The sequence below is a fragment of the Vibrio harveyi genome, assembly GCF_030060435.1.
Taxonomy (GTDB): Bacteria; Pseudomonadota; Gammaproteobacteria; order Enterobacterales; family Vibrionaceae; genus Vibrio; species Vibrio harveyi.
Genome location: NZ_CP125876.1, coordinates 1909122 through 1931582 on the forward strand (window position 1 = coordinate 1909122; position 22461 = coordinate 1931582).

Genomic DNA, 22461 nt, shown 5'->3' on the forward strand with positions numbered 1-22461 from the left:
ACATTATAATCAGCGGCTTTTATAGAGTGAATGCACTATCAAAATTCACCACACGTAGAATTTCACAGTCTAAGGCACTAAATAACAAATAAATATTAGACTATCGTATCAACCTAACTTAAAGATGGTTTATGAAAAGAAAATCAGGTTTTACTTTAATTGAGCTTGTTGTTGTAATCGTAATTCTTGGCATCCTTGCTGTCACTGCCGCACCCCGCTTCTTAAACATTCAAGATGATGCTCGCGAAGCGCGTTTGGAAGGAATGAAAGGTGCAATTGCATCAGCTCTTGCCATTGGGTATGGAAAAATGGCAACTGCGGGACTAGAAAGCGTACCTTACGTCTCTAATAAAAAAACAGCTTACCCTGCAACTAACCTGCCATTTGATGGCTGTAAGACAAGTGACTCGATGCAATGCACTTTCCTATATGGTTACCCAGATGCAGATGACCACACTATTGGTCTACTGATTCAAGGAATAAACGAGAGCAGCAATTCCGACTGGAAGACATTTCATCACGAGGCCGGTTCTTTTACTCGAGAGATGGTTATCGCTCCAAGAGACGACCCTCGTGCAAGCCTTACTCAATGTGGCATTTTATATGGACCACCGATGAGTAAAAACAAAAGTTATAAACTAGAAATTTTACCCTGTCCTAAATAACAAAAAAGGCTGCCAATCGGCAGCCTTTTGTCATCTTGTTTTCTGCTTATGCAAAGTTAAACACGTATTTATCCATCATATTGACCATACGACCAATCTCTGGCTTAGTAATCGTGTCATTTGCCCCTAGTGATAGTGCTTTCGCACGGTTATCTTCACTCATTAGAGAAGAGAACATCACGATTGGCATTTCATTGTAGGCTTCCGTTTCACGTAGTCGTTTTACCAAGTGCATACCATCCATACGCGGCATTTCAACGTCGGTAACAACAGCATCAAGCAGCTCACGTACTGGCAGTTGTTCTTGTTTCGCTACTTCGATGAGACTCATTAACTTCTCGTAAGCTTCGCCGCCGTCTTTACATGTGATCACGTTATAGCCTGCTGATGCTAAAGTATCTTGAATCAGTGAGCGAATAAACGCTGAATCGTCCACAACCATAACGGTTTTCGCATTACGCTTACCAACCATACGCTGGTTAAGGTCAACCGATTTATCACCCGTTACGTCGTATTTTTCCATACTCAGCTCTGGGTTGATGTCTGCAATGATTTTCTCGAAATCGAGGATCATGATCAGGTTGCCATCTTTACGAACAACAGCAACCACACAATCTTGTTCACCTGCTTCTAAGAACTGGCTCGGTGATTCTACGTCATTCCAAGAGATACGGTGGATGCGTGAAATGCTGTCAATCAAGAAGCCATTCGTCATCTTGTTGAAATCCGTCACAATCACAAACTTACGCTCTAAGTCGCGACGAGTCGGAACGCCAAGCCAACCGGCAAGGTCCACCAACGGAGTTAACACTTCACGGGAAGAGAACACGCCAATCATATGCGGTTGTGCGTTCGGATAATCGGTAGTCTCTGGTACGCGAATCACTTCGCGAACTTTAGCGACGTTAATACCGTAATAACATGTTTTTGTGCTGCCATCTGGCATCTGTTTTTCTAGGTGGAACTCAATGATTTCAAGCTCATTGGTACCACTCTCAGTCAATATAGTGCTGGTTACGTTACTCATAAACACAATTATCCAAAATACGCACCAAGAAAAAGGCTTGATGCAATGCCACAGAGAATCACTTCACAGGCGAAAAAATCCAAGAGTCCTTTTGTAGTCGTTGAGACAGAATTTGTAAATAATCAAAAGGATGCTGACTGCACACTTCTATATCAAATGCTTAAAATTTGTCTCATTTTTGTACAAAACACATTCAAGTATTCAATATTGCAGCTGGGTTCCTTAAGTTAACGGCAGGGAAAACAAAAAGTTTAGCCATAATTAGTAAAGAATCAGTGAGTTTTAATGACCGCTTCGTTATCTACGCGATGACGCTCTCCATAAACCCCTTCTTCGCTTCTGATACCACAACTGATGACCATGGTGATTTGATCACTGTCTCTTAGATTAAGCAACTGTTTTACACGTTTTGAATCGAAGCCTTCCATTGGGCAAGTGTCATAGCCTTTTTCTCTCATCGCGTACATAAAAGTCATCGCTGCCAAAGAAACACTCTTGTGCAAACAAACACGTACGTCACTTTTAGCGACTTCTCTTACCATCGGTTTGTTTCGACCTAGCCACCAGCTGTATAACTTGCGTACCACTCCGCGTATGCCAAATGCATCATTGTTATAAACCATTGGGATAAGTTTTTCGTAATACTTTAGAGCGCGCTTGGCCGCAGCGTCGTCACGGCCTTCAAAAGCTTGGCGCACAGTCTCTGCGTTGCGCTTTGCGCGCTCTTCCCAGTTATGAGTAGTCGCCACAAAAACGACTAACTCATTCGCCGTTTTTGCCGCATTTTGTCCCATGCAGAAGTCGGCTAATTTCGCTCGCTTCTCCGCTGAAATCACTCGATGAAATTCCCACATCTGCATATTACTGCTGTTTGGGCTAAGCGTGGTCAACGCGAGCGCCTTGGCTACATCATCATGGTTAAATTCAGCATTCGCATCGTACTTTCTAACGGAACGACGTGAATGAACAATAGATTCAAAAGAAGATTGGCTCATAACGGACTCAAAACTTAGGTAAAAGCGCGATCTTTACTGATTCATTGCTTAGCTGCAAGTATAAATACACCATCAGGTAAAATTTCGCTCCTTACACCTCTCTATTGCAGCTTAAAGAATCGAATTTGATCAGATAAGTTAACCGACATTCTTGCTAGCTCATCTGTTGCCTGATTGCAGTCTTGAATCATATTAACGGTTTGCTCCACTTGATCGCGTACCGATACCACGCTTTGATTGATCATTTCAGCCGTAGCACTTTGTTCTTCCGTCGCCGTAGCGATTTGAGTGTTAAGCGCATTCGTCTGTTCAATATTCCCCGAAATACTCACAAAGGCTTCATTCGCTGAGGCTGATTGCTGTACCGTTTCTTCTAGCATGCGTTGCCCAGCATTAATGGAATCAACCACCTGAGTCGTATTCTGTTGCAGCGTACTGATGCGATGACCGATCTTTTCTACCGCCTTCTGGGTTTCTTGAGCCAGTTGACGCACCTCATCTGCTACAACAGCAAAACCACGACCTTGATCGCCAGCACGCGCGGCCTCAATCGCTGCATTGAGTGCCAGAAGGTTTGTCTGTTCAGCAATGGTTTGAATCACTTCCGTAATATCCGCAACCTCTGCTGTCCCATTGGACAAGGTAGCCACCTCTTGGCTCATGGTTCCCATTTGCGTGGCTAAACCGCCCACCTGCTCCATGGCTCGTTGCATGACAGTCTGCCCTTGTTCAGAGACACTAGTCGCCAACGCAGCTTCTTGTGATGCCCCACTCGCACTTTGGGCGACTTCGGTGATGGCTACCGTCATTTGGTTCACCGCGGTGGCAACTTGATCAGTTTCTAATTGCTGGGCTTGTGCATTCGTCAGAATTTCTCCGTTTACTGCCGACAACTCTTCTGATGCCGAAGCAAGCAAGTCACTACAAGACACCACACCTGACACCGTTTTATACAGCTGCGCTTCCATATGGTGCAACGCATCAAGCATTTCAGCGATTTCATCATTCCCTTTCACCTGATCATGCCTCATCCTGATTTCACCACGACTCAGCTTTTCAGCTACCTGCTTAGCAAACTGAACATTCGCGGTAATATCATGAGAAATATACAGAGATAAGAAGGTGACGATTGGCAATCCAATCAACAAAGCTAACGTCACATTGATGATTGCCTCTTCAGTGGATTGTTGAATCTCATCTTTCAATGCATTTTGATCATTAACGGCATCGACTCTGATGCCATTCAGTTGTTCAGCAATATCAAAACCAATCTCTTTAAGTACTTCCCAACGATCGTTTCGAGTCCGAATCGTGCTGGCAACTTGAGACAACGAGTGAGCAAAGCCTTCTGTCAGTTCAATGAGTTGTTCTTGGCTTGCGAAGCTTAACTTGGACAAATCACTTTTCCATTGCGATAGCTGATCTTGAAACTGTTCGTAATCTTGCTCGTTATTGGTTAACAGATACTCCGTAGCTTCTTGCGTCAACGCTTTAAATACCATAGCTGCGCGAGAAACTTCCGAACGTTGCTTACTAAGCACTTCTGACTCACTCAGTCGTCGCGATATTTTTGCCTCAATCTGCTTTTGAAAAGAAACCAGTTCGAGAACAGAAGCGTCACGTTCTCGCATTAATTGCGAAACTTCAGTTAAGTTTGTTATATAACTTTCGAGTTGCGAGGTGACTTTTTCAAAGCGCCCCTTTCGCTCATTATCTGTCGACTTCAAAGCCTGCCTTTGTGCCTCTTGTTGCGCTAATTTCAAGCTTTCAATTGCTCGATTAAAAAATTGAGGGTCGCGGTTTGTGCGATACGTCAATGCATTGATTCGAGCCTTCAACAGATTTGCTTCAACGTCTGTCGCTTCAAAAGCCGCCTCATCGATTGATTGAAAGTGAATAAAATTTGAATTGACCTGTTTAGTCGTAAAAAAGCCAACAGCAGACACTGTAGACAGCACCAAAATAACGGCACTCAAGATCAGATAAAATTTATGTTTTATTTTTTTAATTCTATTAAGCATTCCGCATACTCCATAACAACAGCAAGTGGAAATACTAAAAACCTAACGGATAAGTCGCAAACTCGCCCCAACACACAAACAACACTATCTTGTTGTTATAATTAAACTTATTCGAATGTGTAAGCCTTTTCTGACGGCAAAGAAAGATTGGTACTTCAACTGAGGTCGGTGATTCTTTCGTGCCGTATCTCTTTGATTCTATTATCTACCACGCGACACTTTCTAAAAAATGAGACACACCTTTTCAAATAATGAAATTGTCATTTTCACCCACACAGCAAGGATTTTTCCTACAATCCCTTCTCGTTAAATGAGTGCTGAATGGAAGCGGCAAGTAAATTGAAATATAAGGTGAGGCACAAAATATGAATAACGTTCTTATTATCGACGACCAACCGTTATATAGCGAAGCGCTCGCTTCTCTTGTTCAAAACGCTTTCCAAACTGTGAACGTTGTAGAATCAACTGACAGTGCCGAAGTTATGGAGCTCATTCGCAACCAGCCTGTTGACTTGGTTATTTTAGATGTAGTTTTAGGTGACAGAGACGGTATGCGTTTGGCAAAGAACATTCTGGCAACCGGTTATCAAGGAAGAATCTTATTTATTTCCTCTCGCGATTACAGCAGCTTGTCAAAAGCCGCGTTTGAAATGGGTGCGCATGGATTTTTAAATAAGAATGAATCGAAAGAGACCATTATGGATGCGATTGTTAGCGTGACGCGTGGTTATTCCATGTTTAAAGCAACGCACAATCAATCAAGCGGTAACGTTGCTCTATCGAACCGTGAAGCAATGGTCTTCCATTATTTGGCTCAAGGCTATTCAAATAAGAAGATTTCTGAACAGTTGTCATTAAGTGCAAAGACCATCAGTACTTATAAGACTCGCATATTGAAGAAATACCATGCCGAGTCCGTTGTAGAGCTACTTAATACACTTCCGCAAGGTGAATGCGGCAGCTTGTGCTGCTAAGAAATGACGTACTTCGCGATAGCATCGGTTAATAGCTGATGCATCGAGTTGTAGCGATGAGATTGCTTCATTTGTATCACGACCTTTGGTCGCCCTTGAGGGTAAAAACTCTCCGGTACAGGGATAAAGGTATAGCCTTCAATTGGCTTTTGATACTCAAGTAATATTGTCGCTGCAGCCTTGCTTCTTATGACTTTGAGTAGACTCGTGATATTACCAATCGTCGCAACACGGTTTATATTAATCCCACTTTGTTCGAGCGCTCGCTTGGTCACCTGCTCCCTATCCTTCCAACCTGCTAACTCAAGCAAAATGAAATCGAGCTTACACGCGGTTTCGAGATCGTTGATCCCAAGCTCTTCGGGTACCACGATGACAGCTGGCGCATAACCAATAAATTGTTGATGGATGGTTTTTGGATACTCTTCGTTAAAGTAATGCAATTGCATATCTACTTTATCAACCAAGATATCGTCTATTGTGCTATCCGTACTGCTTTCTACATTGATGTAGGCATTAGGAAATAATTCCATTAAATCAATAAGAAGCAGATCACCAAATGACTGTTGTGCTGATTGAGGCAAGCAGATTGAGATGCTTTTCTCGTACGAGAGTGGGTCGAACTCACGGCGAACTAGACAAGATTCTAACTGCCCTAGCGCATCAGTAATTTCTGGTAATTTACGCTTTAGATAATCCGTTGGTTCAAAGTGATGTGCATGGCGGATAAAGAGTTCATCTTCCAATTGAGTACGCAGGCGAGTTAGGTATTTGCTGATAGAGGCTTCGCTCTTGCCCAGTGCTTTCGCAACGGGTTTCAATTGACGATGACGCTCCAGTAGCACCAGTATTTTAAGTAGGTTTAGGTCGAGATCTTTATTCACAGCACAGCTACCAAATAGGGTCAGAGATGAAAATTGAGTTCTTTATTTACCTTCAGCCAAATACACAGAAAGCAGCCTAATGAGTAAGGCTGCTTTACTATAGAAGACCAAAGTCACGTTTTGGTCAAGTTTATCAAACTCTTATACCGTTGCTTAATGACATTAAAGTCAGTTAAAGCAATTTTCAGGTTTAAGACACTGTCTTAAGTTAGTTACTTGGTTACTTAACTACGGTGACGCTTAGATTCATAAAGGTCCTCATCAGCGCGCATGATGACGTTGTTCAGCGTCTCATGTTCAGTGCTCATTGCAATACCAGTACTGACACTCACTTCTACATCCATACTTTTTAAGCGATTTTCTTTCACTGCAGCGCGTAGTTTCTTCGCCAAAATTAACGATTTGCTCTCACTGCAATCGGGTAATATCGCAATAAACTCATCGCCTCCCGTGCGAATAAGATAATCCGTCGACCGAAAGACCTTTTTCATGGAGTCAGCAATTATCGATATGACTTCATCTCCAACGTGGTGCCCAAATTTATCGTTAATTCGTTTAACTCGATCGCCATCAATGGCAATCACAGTAAACGGTGTCATCTTAATCTTGTTCTTAAAAGCCTGCTCTTTGAACACTTTTCGATTAAACAACCCGGTTAGCTCGTCTTTCGTTGCGTCACTGATTGCGTTAGCCAGTTGAATTTTGCTCTCTTTTGACTCTTGCGCTTTTGAATAATACGCAAAGATCACAACAAAAAAGACAAAGAACAAACATCCAAAATCGATAAGTATCTTGCTAAACGGGTATTTGTACACAATCAGGTTATTATTATCTGCTACGTACGTTTGAGTGTATGCAAACTCAGGCCAAGGATAATGAGGAAAGTACACCACAATGTGCTTATTTCCGTTATTAATATCGACTTTGAGTTGCTTTCCTTCTGCCTTTAGCGAATCGAGAAAGATTTGCTCTCCAAATTCACCAACCAGCTCCCCTTTGAAGTAGACCGGGCTAATAATGCTAAAGGCTCGACTATCCGAATAGGTGGTTTTAAAAGGTTTAGAAATCAGAATACGGTCAGACAACTGATCTTTCCATGCCGCCAACGAACAAGAATTTGTCTCTTTACACCAATCAATATCAAAAGGCTCCGTCAAATCTTGTAGTCCATCAATAGCATTTTCAAGAATCAACTTGTTTCCTGTGTATGAACGAAAATAAAGCACGATATCAATCCGCTCGTAGACATTGGATAGATAACCTTCAGCTTCATGTAGCACTTTACGCGCGACGGCTTCTACAAAGTCTAGCTCGCTCTTTGGATCAAGCTTGTAAATCGCATCTTGAAAGCTGAACTCGGTCGCATCAGTAATCTCCTTAGCCGAAGTTCCTTCATAACGCGCTAGCTCAGACTCCAATAAGAGCCCTAGCATGATGACTTTTTGTTTGGTTTTTGAAATGCCTTGTGTGTAGATTTTAAATTGCTTCACCTCATGAGAAATGAGCATGGCTCCAATCATGGTCATTGAGGTCACAAACAAAAGCACAGCAAAGAAGAATGACAAATAAACGTTTCTCAGGTTCATTCTTTCTCCTATTACGTACCGAGGACTTTAGAGAGTTCAACGATGTTCTTCACATTGTACTTATCCAAAACTCGACGCTTGTAGGTACTTACCGTCTTATCACTGATCGAGAGTACATCCGCGATGTCTCGATTGGTTTTCCCTTGCAGCAATAACTTCATCACGGCACTCTCACGGCTGGATAACGCTGGTACATTACGATGCTCTTCAACGCTCTGCTTGAATTTGAAAAACGAATAACCTTTGGAAACAGCCTCAATCGCGTCTTTTAAGATTTCGTGGTTTTCTGATTTACATACATAACCATCAGCACCAGAGCGAAATGCCATTTGGCTATACATATGACTCGTCTCCGCAGAAAAGAAGATCACTTTTCCTGCAAAACCGTGCGATTTAATGCGCTTGTAGAAATCGTAGCCATCGCAATCAGCGAGATTTACATCCAAAATGAGCAGCCCAATTTGTTGCTCTTTCAATATTTTTAAGGCGTCTTTTGAATTGGTTACCGTTAAAACATCATTTGCAGTGCCTAGGCTCTCGACCAAAGATTTAATGGCAATGCAAACCAGCGGGTGATCATCAAAGATCAGATAGTTCAGTTTATTCATCATGCTTTTATTTCAGTATCGTTATTGCTTCTAATGGCATTGGTTTATCGATGTAATAGCCCTGACATACGTCAACCGTGTATTGGCGCATCGCGTTTAGCGTCGGTTCGTCTTCCACCCCCTCTGCGACAACACTAATGTTTAAGCTTTTTGCGAGTGCACAGATGGCTAATACTATGTTTTTCTTTTTAGGGTCATTGACCAAACCTTGAATGAAAGATCGGTCTATTTTCAGTTCGTTAAAAGGCAGTTGAGCGAGCTTTTCCAACGATGATGATCCCGTACCAAAATCATCAATGCTGACGGTTACTCCACTCATTCGGAATTTAAGTAGGTTCTTGTAAAGTGCGGCGTTGGTCTCAAACGTGTCTCGCTCAGTAATTTCTATCGTAAACTGATCTGGACTGATGCCATGCTCACGGCAACGTTCGATAAAGCGAGTCGCAAATTCCGGATCTTCTAAGTTGTCATGATCAACATTCAGTGAAACATGTAACCTCAGCCCACGGTTCTTCATGTCGTATAACGCATTACTAAACACCGCATCAAACAACTCCGCAGATAAATGGCAGCGCTTCACAATAGAAAGGAAGTTGTAAGGAGCTAAAACGCCGTAAATGGGATGAAACCAACGCGCTAAGGCTTCATAACCTATGATCTCTCCCGTGTTTGCGTCCGCTAGTGGCTGGTAGTAGTTTTTAACTCGCCCCTCAGCCAAAGCAAACAAAAACTCTTGGTCTTGCACGCAAACTTGTTGCTGAAATGAAGTGAATTTCGGTGGTTGAACACCCGACTTGTTGAGCATTGCGACCACTTGCTCTTCATCGTAAGGTTTCAGAAGTTTACCGAGAACCTCGAAACTGAACGATTCGCACATCGCTCTAACGGTGGCGACAATCATCAGTTCCATCGCGCTGACTAACACAACCTTTCCCTGGTAGCCGATTTGGTTGAGCATCATCATCATGTCGACACCATCTTTATTCGGCATCTGCAAATCACAAAAAATAATGTCCACGTCCGATGTTTTGACGTGCTGAATCGCGCTATCAACATTATCGAATGTCGAGACGTCAACCCCATGCCGAGATAACATTTGCTTTAGCAAAGTGATTTGCAGTGGATGGTCATCAATCACCATCGCTTTAAGATCTTTATTCATGTGCTTTAATCCAATGTTCTGCAAGGTTGATTTCTTGTTCTATGCGCTCAATAAGGTCGGTGACATGAGCTTCAAACTCACCATCATTGGCCCTCTCTGCTTCAATGCATAACTCCGCTAAAATGGTTACTCCAATGGCGCCAAGCGCGCCTTTTATACCGTGAATAATGCGTTTTTTATCTTGTTTGCTTTTCGCAGCTTTTAGGTTTGCCACATCGTGCGTCATTGATCTTTTAAAAACGTTGGCTATCTCCTTAGCGTCTTGCTTTCTAAATTTCTCAATCCATTCTGGCCACTGTGCCATTTTCTCTTGCCCTAAGAACGGCAGCAGTTTTGACCTTAACTTTTCAAGGTCATAAGGTTTATAAAGAATGTCATCGATGCCAATGTGTTTAGCCCGTTCGTTTGCTAAGCGAGAGTCTTCCGCGGTGACACCAATAACAGGAATTGAAGCCAGCTCTGGTGCTGCTTTGAGCTTCTTCACCAACTCAAAACCGTCCATTTCGGGCATGTGAAAATCCGTAAGAACCAACGCCACCTGATGATCGCGATTCACGTATTGCCATGCTTCAAGACCATTACTTACGATGACAGGCTCAATGCCAAGTTCTCGCAGTTGCATCGTGATCACGCTTTGGTTGATCGGGTTATCTTCTGCGACCAAAACAGTTCCGTGCTTCCAATCAAGATTGCTATTCGTGTCTTCTGTTTCAGCTGTCGGCTTTAAGGTGCAATCTTGACGCAGCAACGCCAGTAAGGTATCTGGATACTTGGCTTCTGACGGCGTTAACTCGCAGCTTCCTTTACTACCACAATCAAGGTTTAGTCCTTGGTATTTCCCTTGCGGTGAAAACTGCCCCACCAAATTTGGCTTCACATCTGTCGACGCCATCCCCCACGCAAGGCACCAATCACGGACATTGGCAGGCAACATCGGTGAAAATGTATAAGACAGTGCCGCTTGAGGCTCTGGTTCACAGAAGGTAATAGGCAACTTCACAACCATCGTGGTGCCAAGACCGAACTGGGAATTAATACATAACTCCCCTCCCATACAGTCCACGAGACGGTCGACAATACTCAAGCCAAGCCCTGTTCCTCCGTACTTGCGCGTAATGGTGTCATCTGCTTGAACAAACGGCTGCAAAATACCTTCGAGTTGCGTTTCCGTCATACCGATACCTGTGTCCGCGATTTTTAAGATCAATCGCCCTTCATGAACGGCAATGCTGACGCTGATTTCTCCTTCGTTGGTAAACTTAACGGCATTGGAGAGTAGATTGGTCGCGATTTGGACTAAGCGCACTGCGTCCACTTTCAACCATGGATTTAAGAAGGGTTTGAAGGTCACTCGATACTCTAACCCTTTACTGGACGCTTTTGGTTCAAAGCTACGAATCACGTCACACAAGGTGTTTACAGCATGAGTTTTTACTGGCGTCACTTTCAGCTGACCAGCTTCTAGCTTGGAATAATCAAGGACTTCGTCCACCAGCAGGTTCAAGTGGTTTAGTGAGCGCATCGCTTGGGTGATAAGCTCTTTACTCCCCTCACTGCTGGTCTGACGGTCTAACAAGTCGAGTAGACCATGCGCAGCGGAAAGTGGTGTTCTTAACTCATGGCTCATGGTTGCCAAGAAATTCTCTCGAGAACGAACCGCAGTTTGCGCTTTTTCTTGCGCATCAATTAACGCAAACTCTCGCTCTTTTTGCTCAGTGATATCTTGAAGTACGGTCAGGACAAATTTCTTTTTGCTACTTGGAGAAAGAATGGCTTTACGTTCTCGGTAAACATGCTGAATACCAAGCTTACAGCCATTGGATGCTGTTATATCTGCGATGCGTTTACCTGCAATCACCTGACGCAATTCGATCACATTGTCGACCAAAGGTTTGGCACTTTTTCGACTTTGAATCGTGCAGCCTTTGCAACGATGGTTTTTATATAAAGAGCAATTGCTCATTTGAATTTGGTTATCTTCGCCATGAATAAAAACAATGCTGTTGATTTCTTGAATAATCTCCATCAACCACTGCTTCTCTTTCTCCTCATTCGTTGCGTTTAGCTCTGCCAAATTGACTTTGAGTTTAAGGTGCGCCAACACGAAATACGCAACCGCCAAGAGGATCACAAACACAACCACAACAATCAGTATCATGGTGAAGATATGTTCTTCATCGTAACCGTAGACGAGATTGAAGTTTCGGTAAGTTCTATTAAGCTTTTCTATCTCTTTTGCATCAATGGTATCAATGATGCTGTCGAGTATTTTCTTTAGCTTGGTGTTATGGTCCGCTACCGCAAAAGCAATCGACAAGGTCAGCGTATCTTTTTCACTGATCAGCAACCCATCAATGTTGTCCTGCGCGATCATGCTATGCACGATGTCATCAGGGATATACGCAACTTCAATCTTGCCCTGTTTGAGATCAGTCAACAGTTGCCTAAGGTCTTCATAGCGAGTAAAGCGCTCTTCCTTCCATGAGTCGAGATTGACCAAACCTTGTTTTTTTAAACTCATTAGAATGCCAGATCGCGCGTCGTGTGCGGGATGCTCTTTCGGGTCCAATGCTTCTATTGCAACAAAGTTGTTGTGCATGAACGGCTTGGTGACTAACCAATCTGATAAGGGTGGATTCTCTACATAAGCCACAGGAACTAAGTCGGCATTGAACGCCGTCAATCCACTGTTTAAGCTGCTGCTAGGCTTTTGATATTCGAACTTCAAGCCAGTGCGAGACTGGATCAAATCGATAAAATCAGGCAGAAATCCGTCCAACTCATCGGTGTGAGGGTTTCTAAATAAGAAAGGAAACGCTTCTTCACTGCTGCTGTAGGTAATGATTTGCTTGTTTTCTAAATCTCTTCGGTATTCCACCAGCAGTTTGTCGTTGACATGATATGGGTTCGTAGACGCAACCGAGCGAATGTTTTTACCATTGCGTTCCCAGCTTAAAATTTTGTTAATACGGTCAACAAGCGCTTGGTTTGATTTGGAAGCTATAAATCTCGATTCTTCTTCATTCAGCCAACTGGGAATATCAACCGCACCATTGACAATGTCGTTCTCGTCTAAATATTGGTTGATAGCAACGTAACTTGAGATCAAAGCGTTTGCGCGACCGCCTCTGACTTCTTCAAAGGCTTTAAGGCGACTTTCCACTGTGCGGACTTTCGTCGCCCCCATGTCTTCGAGGTATTCACAGTAAACGGTGCCGATAACACAAACCCATTGGAGTTCTCGCGGATCACGTTGGTAATAGCTGTCTTCACGATACCAAACCGCGATGGTGCTAGAGAAAAAAGCATCCGAGAAGATAAAGCGAGATTCTCTGTCCGGCGACTTACTAAAACCAACAGCACCGTCTATTGTGCCATTCTCAATATCAGCGAACAGTTCTGGAATCGTATTGTATGAACGTAACTCAAGTTCAAGATTGAGCACTTTGGCGATGTTAGTCAGGTAATCGAGGTTGATCCCATAATAAGTGCCAATTTTGTTGCCGATTTCTGGATCTTCTGAGCGTAGCGCTATCACACCGACAAGCACGGTTTCACTAGACTCATCGCTAGCAAAGGAATATGACGGAGAGGTTGTGCCGATAAATGCGACAAAAAGTATGACGGTTTTTCTTAAAATGCTGAACATAACGACTTCCACAACTTGGGAGATCAGACTAATTTGCACAGCATAAATGTCAAACTTCGATAATTTTTGAATTGTGTTTACTTCATTGTTATAAAAGCATTTTTTTGATTTTAGTCAGGACATTCTGACAAGATTATCCACCTTGGACTACAACATATTTGGGTAGGATATCCCATCATTAAACTGAAATGTGCTGTTCAACAACTAAACAGCTCAACGTTTATCGTATGTTCAACAAATTGCGTAATATAAAAACCATGCCCAAGGACATGGTTTTCCGTCAATCAAGTAAACAAACCGTTTCAGCGCCGCTGTGGTACCGGTTTTTCCCCCCTTTTTTCGCTAAATACATCGCAACATCCGCTTCGTTGATCTTTTCATCTAACGTCGCAGAGTCTTCACGAGACCAATAACTGATACCTATGCTTGCAGAAACTTCACACGTCACGTCTCCCAGAAGAAACGGTTTTTCGAGGCTCTCGATGATCCTCCTAGCAATAGGCTCACTGCTCGACGCATCACGGACCCCAATCAAAAACTCATCTCCTGCCAAGCGCGAAACCAGATCGCGTCGTGCGACACAGTTCATTAATCGTTGCGCCACGACCTTCAACAATTGGTCTCCAACTGCATGTCCATATTGGTCATTAACGGCCTTAAAACCATCCAAGTCCACAAATAAGATGTGTTGTGATGCGCCAACATCATGCTTCTCTTGGAGTCGACGAACCGCTTTAGCACGGTTGGCAAGACCGGTCAGGGGATCATGGTTTGCCTGATAATTGAGACGTTTGAGTTCAATATCTATCGTCAAATCAGTAAAGGAAACCACAAAGGCTTCAGCTCTGCCCGTTTCACTTTTTAATACTCGCACTTTCAACTCACATGGTATCACCCGACCTTGCTGGTTTTTCAGCTCCACATGCGTTTTGTAATGTCCTGTTTTTAATAAGCGTAACTTGATCGCTTTTGTTGCTTCAAATGGAGAAAGCAATTCCAGTGTTTTAAGCGCATCCACTTCACCAAACCACTGCGTCGCTGAGTTGTTCTGCGTCTTAATATTCAAAGCACGATCGAGTACTAAAATAGCGTCTTGGTTTTGGTCAAACATCAAATCCAAAAGTTTGCGTCTTTGTTCTGACAGCGCGTGCTCCGTGATATCTCGAAGCTGAATCAGACTGCTCTTTTCAGTATCCATCGGGTTGCAAGAAATAAGGTAGCGCTTAGTTTTATCGACACTGCGTACCTCGATTCCTTCTACCGTAGTATGCGTGTCAATAGCAAACATAATGCGCTCGATTTTTAGCTGAGGCTCAAAGTAGTTCATCAACAAATTGCGGGCATTGGAGTTCACTTCTATGCCACGAAGTTCGCTTTCTGCCACTGGGTTGAAATAGGTTACTTGCTCATTCGACGATACAACAAGAACGCAACGTTGCATCGCATCGAGCGCGCTTCGAATATAACGGTTTTTGTCTTCAACTCGTTTCAATACTTGAGCCACTTGAGATTCTCGCTCAGCAAGGCTCATTGTCATTTCGTTAAAACACTCGGTCAGTTTCCCCACTTCATCTTGATGATAAACCGGTAATGCTTTGCGAATAACACCGACCCGCCCCATATGTTCAACTGAGCGATGTAAAGACAACAAAGGAAGCGAAATTAATGAATGCAATAATTTGGCTAATGCCCAAGCACAGATTGAGAGTAACAGGACAATCACACCCAAGGATAACCACATTTTACGTTCATGAATTAGCAAGCTTTCAAGCGAAACCCAAATCTCAAGTGCACCGAGCTTCTCCCCTCCTAACAATACATCATTGTGGCGCATGACTACGCTTTGATTAGCGCACAACAATTCACGACCATGCCAAGCACACTCTTTTGGTAAATCTTCAATAGAAGCGATGGTTTGGTCGTGTTGGTTGATCACCACAGCAGAAATAATATCTGGGTCAAAGCTTAAGTTAATCAATTGCTCTTTTGCAGAATACGCATCGTCAAACATCAGGGATGCTTGAAGTGTATTTGCCACGCCTTGACCAAGGATATTGATTCGGCGATCTAAAGCACTCTCTTGCGCAATCACCAAGTATTGTATGGCTAAGGTGCCTAAACCAATCACGATCAAAGTTATCATCAACCATGTTGGAAGCATCATTTTGTGGCGCAAAGGCAGCCGAGCAAGGCGAGAACGGATCATGGAGCCACCTCATCTTCAGCTAAGATAGAAATACTCAACAATTGCGCGCGTAGTTGGACTTTTGTTGGAGCAATGTGGCTGCGAGATATCATGGGCCGGATGCGGTTGTTCTCTTTCACAAATGCCACCATACCGCCTTTTTTAATAAACTTATCTCCGTCACCAATTAAGAGTGAATGGGGAAACTGTTTTCGTCTGGTGGCTATTTTTGAACTATCCGCCTGAGTTAGATATAAAATATGGCAAGAACTTGGCGTCTCGCCTTTGGATAAATCATAAAACCGTGACAATTGAGGTTTGCGTGCGACGATCCGTTGGAGGTGCTCTGCGACCGAGTCATTTTCAGATACGCAATATTCTACAGGAGCAACAGGTTCGCCCGTCGCCACCCAATCCGCCAACAGGGCAAAACGATACAAATACACGGCTTTTAAATCCGCATCTTCGTAGTGAGCAAACGCAAATGTTGCACTAAGCAGCGCCCAAAAAGCTATCAGCCATTTAACGACGACAACCTTTTCTGTTCGTTTTACCATTTGGCGTAATTCCAATCTAGCGTTAGCCAATATTGAGTGCCATTAGCAAAAGAGCTGTAGTTAGTTGGAAACTCTTTGCTCTGGTCAGCGCCTAAATTCTCAACTGATGCAGTGATCTCTGGCAGGCAGTCGTTATACTGCCAGCTAATGGATGCATCAAAAGACACGACTTCGGGCCAGTTATAATCTTTGTTCGCCACGTTGATTGGGTTTAGTGCAGACTCGTAGTCTTTATGCAACTTGGATTCAGACACATATTGCCCACTGACACTCACCCACCATTGAGCTGTGATATCCCACATCACTTGCGCGTTCACAAAATGATTTGGCTCGTTTTCGATACTGCGTTTTACCGCATTGTTTGTACCACAAATATCACCTTCACAATGACCAACAATGCGTTTGTAACTGTAGTTAGCATTGATCTGTACATCATCTCGGGGCTGCCATTTGACCGCAACTTCACCACCAAAGCTTTCACTCCAAATAGGATCAACCAGCGTGGAGGTATATTGCTCCACAACGGTGCCAACCGTACCTGGAGAAGAACCACCCGTGATGATGTTCTGAGTAGCAGATTCTGTCTTATAAACTCGAATATTCTCATGGCGGGTATAGAAACCTCCCACGCTAAATTGCAATGCATTGTCATCCCAAAGACGATAGCCCACTTCATAAGTCGAGACTGACTCTACATCTAAATCTTCATTTCCTTCGAGAAGCACACTGTAGTAATAATCGTAATATTGGTTATTGCTAAATAGCACATGTTGCATGTACTGATTTTCACGCATGTAGGTACTCAGCTCCAAACGCGATGGGGTTACGATTGCTTTACCCCAGCCAGCCCAAATCCTTTGGTTATCGGCAAGCTCATAGCTCAAGCGGACTTGGGGTTGTGGGTCGATATCATGAGTGAGGTTGTTATATTGCCATCGACTACCAAGGGTTAATTTGGTTCTGTCCGTCAGTGGCACACTCCAGTTTGCGTATAGACCATAAGATTGATTTAAGAAATCAGGATCTTCTGCCACGCGCAAATATGGCATGGTGAGTTCATCATACTTTGAAAACGTACCGAACTTTTCGTCAATAAGGCGAATGTTTCCACCAATGGTAAACTCCGTTCCCCAAAGATCGGAAAAGGTATAGTGAGAGTCTAAGTCGGTTCGAAAAAACTGCGCGTTGGCATGAGTGCTATCATTGGAACTGTACGTAAACCAGACTTCGTTTTCCCAGCTATCACCATTGGCACGATCGAAAATATGATGACCGCCGACGAAATACTCCTGCATCGTCATTTCTGTTTCGTAGGTACGCATGGGTTCAGAGCCCGGCATGATCATATGCGGCTGATAATTACCCCAGTTGTAATCTTCACGAGAACGAATACCGCCGGCTTGGACACTTAGGGTGTGTTCACGCTTCTGGTAATCCAAACGCCCACCAAAACGCTCGGTATATACATTGAAATGTTGAAACGGTTGTACCCTAGCCTCTTCACTGGTCCAAGGCATATGGTCTACAAATTCACCATACAGACTGTAATTGGCATACTCACCAACTGCACCAGCATGATGAAGTTGATACTCACGATAGTCGTAGTTGCCGAAGCTGGCGGCTAGCTGCCCTTTTGGTGAGCCCTCTGCTTCTTTTGTAATAACGTTAATTACCCCAGTGACGGCATTTCCCCCCCAAACCGTCCCAACAGGACCGAGTACAATCTCGATTTGAGCAATGCTGTCCATACTGACTGGAATGAGATCCCAATCCACACCAGACGACATCGGGTTGAACACGCTACGTCCATCGACCATCACCAACATTTTATTGTTGAGCGTTTCGTTATTGCCTCGAACCGTCACGCCCCAATCATAGTTAGAATATTTAGCGACATGAAGACCGGGTGCCAAAGATAACGCATCAGCGACAGAGCGAGCTCCTGAGCGCTTGATCTCTTTAGCGGTGATAACATAAACAGACGCTGGCGTATCCGCCAAAGACTGAGAGGTACGAGTAGCTGAGACCACTTTGGTTTCCGCTAGAGAGCACAAAGGCATCTCCAACAGAGAATCGAGGTCATAGTTGGCAAACACAGGCGTAACAACGCCAAATGAAGAAGCAAAAACGAAGCTGAACGACAAACGCATAAGGTATTTCTCAACGTTTGAACGCTTGGTTAGCTAATTAGCGGGGGGAGTGGTTCAAACGCTAAATGACAATGTATTTATATGAGTACAGTGTACCATTAGCACCCTATCGGTTCATTTTAAACCACCTTATTTTACGCTGAGTAATTTTTATCGAAACGATTAAACTTGTAGCAGTTTTCAATCAACAGCAACCAATAATTGGTCACTGTTGAAGGGCAAGTTATCTTGCGTCTATTAGACAGCAACACACATCGGAGTATCAGAAATCGGGTCACGGAATACTTTCGCTTTCAGGTCAAAAACCTCATCAAGTAATGACTCAGTAAACACTTCATCCGGTGACCCCTCTGCAATAAGTTGACCTTGTTCAAGGACAATGAGATGGTCGCAGTAACGGCATGCTTGGTTAAGATCATGCAAGACAACCACCACGGTTTTTCCATTGGCATTCATTTGTTGCATCAAATTCATCAACTCGACTTGATGCGACATATCAAGGTAGGTGGTAGGTTCATCTAACATCACGACCTCTGTATCTTGTGCCATGACCATAGCAATCCATGCTCTTTGACGTTGCCCGCCGGATAATGATTCAACCGGTTTATCGGCAAATTCGAATACGCCTGTATCATGCATTGCTTGTTCCACAATCGTTTTATCATCCTTCCCTAACCTTCCCCAATGGGACAAATAGGGAGAACGGCCGTACTCAACCAGTTTTCTTACTGTGATTCCTTCTGGGCTTACTAAGATTTGGGGCAACAGTGATAACGAGCGAGCTAGGCGTTTATCTCCATAACTCGACAACGTTTTTTCATTAAAAAAGACATCACCAGATAAAGGTTTGTTAATCCTTACTAATGTCTTCAATAACGTCGATTTACCGCAGCCGTTTGGTCCTATCAACGCGGTAATTTTCCCTTTTGGTATTGAGACTGACAAATTCGGAATGATTGTATTTTTGCCATAGGCGACGGAAAGGTTCTGCGTCTTTAGCATGATTACCAACCTCGATAACGATATAGAAGAAAAATAAAATAAGGCGCTCCGATAACGGACGTAAGCACTCCAGCAGGTAATTCAATCGGTGGTTGAATCCCACGAGCCAAGGCATCAGCACAAGTAACCAGTAATGCGCCAACCAGTGCAGATCCGGGAATCAACAATTTATGGTTATGCCCAAACAACAAACGGGCCAAATGTGGCGCTAATAGTCCGACGAAGCTAATCGTGCCGGCAACAGATACACTGATACTGGCTAGAAGCACCGCCGCTGACAAAGCAACCACTTGGATCTGCGTTGGCTTCGCCCCTAAAGTAGTTGCGCTTTCTTCACCCAACCCCATGACATCTAATCTCCACGCTAACCACAGCGCTATCGGTATCAGCAATAAGAGCGCACCCCAAATGAAAGGCACTTGCTGCCAGTTTCGCCCCCAAAGGCTACCCGTTAACCAAACCATTGCAGTGTTGATTTCAATGGGATGCGTGACCAACAAGAAGTCGATACCACTAGCGAGAAAAGCACTAACGGCGATACCAATTAACGCTAATCTTGCAGGTGTAGGTTTTGAACGCCAAGCCAGCATCGCAATGAAACCTGCTGCAAATAGACCTCCTGCCATTGCGATCAAAGGTAGCCAACTGAGTGAGGTATTAGGAAACCATACCAAACTTGCCGTTGCCGCTAACCCCGCTCCTGCACTAATTCCCATCAAGTCCGGAGAAGCTAGCGGATTTCTAATCACACCTTGAACTAATAATCCTGATAACCCGAGCCCAGCTCCAACGCCAATTGCGAGTAAAGTGCGAGGAAAGCGGTATTGATGAATAACAAAGTCGTCGTTTGAAAAAGAAACAAGGAGCGTCATGACTTGAGAAGCAGAAAGCGAAGCGGCTCCAACTAATAAGCTCGCAACAGCAGCCAAAGCAACAAGCCCAAACAACAATGCCAGTTTTGTTTGATGAAGCATTAAGACCTCCTCATCGCAACAAGGATAAAACAAGGTGTGCCAATCAACGCAGTAAGCACGCCAACCGGTGTTTCAGTGGGAAACGCGATGGCACGTGATAATGCATCAGACCAAGCAACCAGAGCCGCCCCAATCAGTGCCGAGCATGGGATCAGTAAATGATAGTTATGACCGACTATTGGTCTTACTAAGTGAGGAATAAGAAGACCAACAAAGCCAATAGGCCCCGCAATGGCAACGCACGTTCCCGCCAATAAAACAATAGTGATGCCCGTAACGAGCCGAGTCATCTGGATGTTGCTACCTAATCCAACCGCGACTTCTTCTCCAAGAGCCAGTAAATTGAGATTGCGAGCCAACCCCATTGCGAGAACCAATCCAGTCAATGCTGGCGGCCACAGTTGGTTCCATTGTTCCTCGTCCACACTTGCTAAAGACCCCGTCAGCCAATGCAATACACTGTAAGCCATGTCATCCGCAAGAATAAGCGCCGCTCGGGTAAGACCAAGCAGTAGAGCGCTAACTGCTATACCTGCTAAAACCAAACGCAGAGGATGCGAGCGAATAGAAAAAAAACCACCAAGCATCATTACAGAAACGCCACTAAGTAGTGCGCCAAGTACAGCATTAAGAATTGGGTTGATATCGCTGACTATCGGTACGCCAATGGCAGCGAACGCCATAAAACACGCTGCACCAGCGTTAATACCTAAAATTGAGGGCGATGCCAACGCGTTGCGCGTCAAACCCTGTATCAATAAGCCAGCAACAGCGAGGCAAGCTCCAATTGTTAACCCAGCAAACGCTCTCGGAGCACGTAACGTAGCAAGGATTTGATGGCTCATGTTGGTTTCATCAAATGAAAACCAATACCCCACTAAATCATTGAGTGTGAGTGAAAAGTTTGACCAACCAAGCATTGAAGCTACGTACCCTGTCAGAACCAAAGCCAAAACAATAGCGACAACAAACATCGCTTTCCATGGCACTTGAAGCTGATGAGGGCTTTCTTTCAATATCGTTGCTTTGTTCATGACGAACCCAAAATCTGTTCTAAGTTCTGCGCCATTTTCTCTGCTGCTAGCATGCCTCGATTAAGAGACCAAAGCTCCGGTGACACTTCAACAATATGTTGTGCTTTTGCTGAAGATAACAACTTGAACAACGGGTTCTTTTTCCATTCATCAATGATGTTTGGTTGCGAGTATGCACCAATCAGCAACCAATCCGGGTTTGTTTTTAATAGCAATTCAAAGCTCGCAGGCAGATAAGCTTTTTCCGTAGCCTGCACTAGTGGGCTCGTAATGCCTAGCTCGCTAAGAACACCACCAGCATAGGATTTAGCGCTGTGGAGCCACATACCTTTGTCTGACACCACCGCAAACTGTACCGTCTGTTTAAGCGCAAAATGCCGCTTATACTCAGCCATGGTTTGTTGATGCAATTGAATACGCTTGTTCATCGCTTTTTGCTTGTTAAGTGCGATTCCTATCTTACGCGCAGACTCTAGATTTTCATGATACGTTTCACCACGGCTTTTTAGCAGCAACGTGGGTGCGATGCGATTGAGGTCTTGATAGATCGTGCGATGGCGCTCTGCATCCGCAATGATCAAATCCGGTTTTAGCACAGCGATAGCCTCTAAACTCGGCTGAGAACGCATACCAACAGATTGCCATGGCTGAACTAAATCACGTACTGCTGTGATCACTCTTGATGCATCGTTGTCATCTGCAACACCGACGGGTGACACACCAACTGCTGCTAACGCATCCACAAAAGAAAACTCCAAAACGACAACGCGTTTAGGTGTGCTTTCTAATTTAAATGTCCCTTGTTCATCTTTTACGACACGAGTTTTTGCTGAACTTGGAAAAGACATAACGCTTATGAACAATAAGAGAAATGCAGCAAGCCGTAAGTTCATCGATAGAAACCGAGATTCGTTTTCCATGTTTTTATATCCCCAACACTAAGATCGTGAAAGTCGCCAACGTAAATTGGCGACTTTGAATTGTGTTA

The 22461-nt window shown here is 43.9% G+C and carries 17 protein-coding genes; 2 read left to right on the forward strand and 15 right to left on the reverse strand.

Annotated features, from left to right (window positions below):
- The first annotated feature begins 131 nt into the window (after nucleotides 1–131).
- Entirely contained in the window at nucleotides 132–665 is a 534-nt protein-coding gene (locus QMY49_RS25105) for a prepilin-type N-terminal cleavage/methylation domain-containing protein (protein WP_017819534.1), read from the forward strand.
- Nucleotides 666–711: 46 nt separating this feature from the next.
- Here the strand turns inward: QMY49_RS25105 and QMY49_RS25110 are convergent, their stop codons facing one another.
- The 3 genes from QMY49_RS25110 to QMY49_RS25120 all read right to left on the reverse strand — a co-directional run bounded on the left by QMY49_RS25110 (nucleotide 712) and on the right by QMY49_RS25120 (nucleotide 4708).
- Nucleotides 712–1692 (reverse strand): chemotaxis protein, encoded by a 981-nt coding sequence (locus QMY49_RS25110; protein WP_005449396.1) that lies wholly within the window; start codon nucleotides 1690–1692, stop codon nucleotides 712–714.
- Between the two features lie 272 nt (nucleotides 1693–1964).
- Nucleotides 1965–2687 (reverse strand): nitroreductase family protein, encoded by a 723-nt coding sequence (locus tag QMY49_RS25115; RefSeq protein ID WP_283315154.1) that lies wholly within the window; start codon nucleotides 2685–2687, stop codon nucleotides 1965–1967.
- 101 nt (nucleotides 2688–2788) lie between these two features.
- Complete coding sequence (locus QMY49_RS25120) at nucleotides 2789–4708, reverse strand: HAMP domain-containing methyl-accepting chemotaxis protein (RefSeq protein ID WP_283315156.1); 1920 nt, start codon at nucleotides 4706–4708, stop codon at nucleotides 2789–2791.
- Nucleotides 4709–5073: 365 nt separating this feature from the next.
- On the opposite strand from QMY49_RS25120, the gene QMY49_RS25125 reads away from it, so the two are divergent.
- Nucleotides 5074–5682, forward strand: coding sequence for a response regulator transcription factor (locus QMY49_RS25125; RefSeq protein WP_281187428.1), 609 nt, complete (start codon nucleotides 5074–5076; stop codon nucleotides 5680–5682).
- Here the strand turns inward: QMY49_RS25125 and QMY49_RS25130 are convergent.
- From QMY49_RS25130 to QMY49_RS25185, 12 genes are all read right to left on the reverse strand, one after another.
- Entirely contained in the window at nucleotides 5679–6566 is an 888-nt protein-coding gene (locus tag QMY49_RS25130) for a LysR family transcriptional regulator (RefSeq protein WP_005449401.1), read from the reverse strand. The genes QMY49_RS25125 and QMY49_RS25130 overlap by 4 nt on opposite strands.
- A gap of 224 nt (nucleotides 6567–6790) precedes the next feature.
- Entirely contained in the window at nucleotides 6791–8152 is a 1362-nt protein-coding gene (locus QMY49_RS25135; RefSeq protein ID WP_029789546.1) for a GGDEF domain-containing protein, read from the reverse strand.
- 11 nt (nucleotides 8153–8163) lie between these two features.
- A complete protein-coding gene (locus tag QMY49_RS25140; RefSeq protein ID WP_005449405.1) occupies nucleotides 8164–8763 on the reverse strand; it encodes a response regulator transcription factor in 600 nt (199 codons plus the stop codon).
- 4 nt (nucleotides 8764–8767) lie between these two features.
- Complete coding sequence (locus QMY49_RS25145) at nucleotides 8768–9922, reverse strand: EAL domain-containing response regulator (RefSeq protein ID WP_283315161.1); 1155 nt, start codon at nucleotides 9920–9922, stop codon at nucleotides 8768–8770.
- The gene (locus QMY49_RS25150) at nucleotides 9915–13571 is read right to left on the reverse strand and encodes an ATP-binding protein (RefSeq protein WP_283315164.1); all 3657 of its coding nucleotides are present in this window, start codon (nucleotides 13569–13571) and stop codon (nucleotides 9915–9917) included. The genes QMY49_RS25145 and QMY49_RS25150 overlap by 8 nt, the downstream gene beginning before the upstream one ends.
- Before the next feature lie 280 nt (nucleotides 13572–13851).
- A complete protein-coding gene (locus QMY49_RS25155; RefSeq protein ID WP_283315168.1) occupies nucleotides 13852–15777 on the reverse strand; it encodes a diguanylate cyclase domain-containing protein in 1926 nt (641 codons plus the stop codon).
- Entirely contained in the window at nucleotides 15774–16313 is a 540-nt protein-coding gene (locus QMY49_RS25160) for a YfiR family protein (RefSeq protein WP_017819176.1), read from the reverse strand. Before QMY49_RS25160 ends, QMY49_RS25155 begins: the two co-directional genes overlap by 4 nt.
- Entirely contained in the window at nucleotides 16307–18463 is a 2157-nt protein-coding gene (locus QMY49_RS25165; RefSeq protein ID WP_009696145.1) for a TonB-dependent receptor plug domain-containing protein, read from the reverse strand. Before QMY49_RS25165 ends, QMY49_RS25160 begins: the two co-directional genes overlap by 7 nt.
- Nucleotides 18464–18700: 237 nt before the next feature.
- Nucleotides 18701–19465: a Fe(3+) dicitrate ABC transporter ATP-binding protein FecE gene (fecE, locus tag QMY49_RS25170; RefSeq protein WP_038898740.1), complete on the reverse strand. Its 765-nt coding sequence runs from the start codon at nucleotides 19463–19465 to the stop codon at nucleotides 18701–18703.
- 2 nt (nucleotides 19466–19467) lie between these two features.
- Nucleotides 19468–20439, reverse strand: a complete 972-nt coding sequence (locus tag QMY49_RS25175) for a FecCD family ABC transporter permease (RefSeq protein WP_283315172.1) — start codon at nucleotides 20437–20439, stop codon at nucleotides 19468–19470.
- Nucleotides 20439–21413 carry a FecCD family ABC transporter permease gene (locus QMY49_RS25180; RefSeq protein ID WP_283316801.1) on the reverse strand — a complete coding sequence of 325 codons (975 nt, stop codon included), beginning with the start codon at nucleotides 21411–21413 and terminating at the stop codon, nucleotides 20439–20441. Before QMY49_RS25180 ends, QMY49_RS25175 begins: the two co-directional genes overlap by 1 nt.
- A 56-nt stretch (nucleotides 21414–21469) precedes the next feature.
- Nucleotides 21470–22393 carry a Fe(3+) dicitrate ABC transporter substrate-binding protein gene (locus tag QMY49_RS25185; RefSeq protein ID WP_283315175.1) on the reverse strand — a complete coding sequence of 308 codons (924 nt, stop codon included), beginning with the start codon at nucleotides 22391–22393 and terminating at the stop codon, nucleotides 21470–21472.
- Nucleotides 22394–22461 lie beyond the last annotated feature (68 nt).

Bases quoted from the DNA above. Each gene is read 5' to 3' on its own strand.
- QMY49_RS25105 (WP_017819534.1), top strand. From the start codon at position 132: ATGAAAAGAAAATCAGGTTTTACTTTAATTGAGCTTGTTGTTGTAATC.
- QMY49_RS25110 (WP_005449396.1), bottom strand. From the start codon at position 1,692: ATGAGTAACGTAACCAGCACTATATTGACTGAGAGTGGTACCAATGAG.
- QMY49_RS25115 (WP_283315154.1), bottom strand. From the start codon at position 2,687: ATGAGCCAATCTTCTTTTGAATCTATTGTTCATTCACGTCGTTCCGTT.
- QMY49_RS25120 (WP_283315156.1), bottom strand. From the start codon at position 4,708: ATGCTTAATAGAATTAAAAAAATAAAACATAAATTTTATCTGATCTTG.
- QMY49_RS25125 (WP_281187428.1), top strand. From the start codon at position 5,074: ATGAATAACGTTCTTATTATCGACGACCAACCGTTATATAGCGAAGCG.
- QMY49_RS25135 (WP_029789546.1), bottom strand. From the start codon at position 8,152: ATGAACCTGAGAAACGTTTATTTGTCATTCTTCTTTGCTGTGCTTTTG.
- QMY49_RS25140 (WP_005449405.1), bottom strand. From the start codon at position 8,763: ATGATGAATAAACTGAACTATCTGATCTTTGATGATCACCCGCTGGTT.
- QMY49_RS25145 (WP_283315161.1), bottom strand. From the start codon at position 9,922: ATGAATAAAGATCTTAAAGCGATGGTGATTGATGACCATCCACTGCAA.
- QMY49_RS25150 (WP_283315164.1), bottom strand. From the start codon at position 13,571: ATGTTCAGCATTTTAAGAAAAACCGTCATACTTTTTGTCGCATTTATC.
- QMY49_RS25155 (WP_283315168.1), bottom strand. From the start codon at position 15,777: ATGATCCGTTCTCGCCTTGCTCGGCTGCCTTTGCGCCACAAAATGATG.
- QMY49_RS25160 (WP_017819176.1), bottom strand. From the start codon at position 16,313: ATGGTAAAACGAACAGAAAAGGTTGTCGTCGTTAAATGGCTGATAGCT.
- QMY49_RS25165 (WP_009696145.1), bottom strand. From the start codon at position 18,463: ATGCGTTTGTCGTTCAGCTTCGTTTTTGCTTCTTCATTTGGCGTTGTT.
- fecE (WP_038898740.1), bottom strand. From the start codon at position 19,465: ATGCTAAAGACGCAGAACCTTTCCGTCGCCTATGGCAAAAATACAATC.
- QMY49_RS25175 (WP_283315172.1), bottom strand. From the start codon at position 20,439: ATGCTTCATCAAACAAAACTGGCATTGTTGTTTGGGCTTGTTGCTTTG.
- QMY49_RS25180 (WP_283316801.1), bottom strand. From the start codon at position 21,413: ATGTTTGTTGTCGCTATTGTTTTGGCTTTGGTTCTGACAGGGTACGTA.
- QMY49_RS25185 (WP_283315175.1), bottom strand. From the start codon at position 22,393: ATGGAAAACGAATCTCGGTTTCTATCGATGAACTTACGGCTTGCTGCA.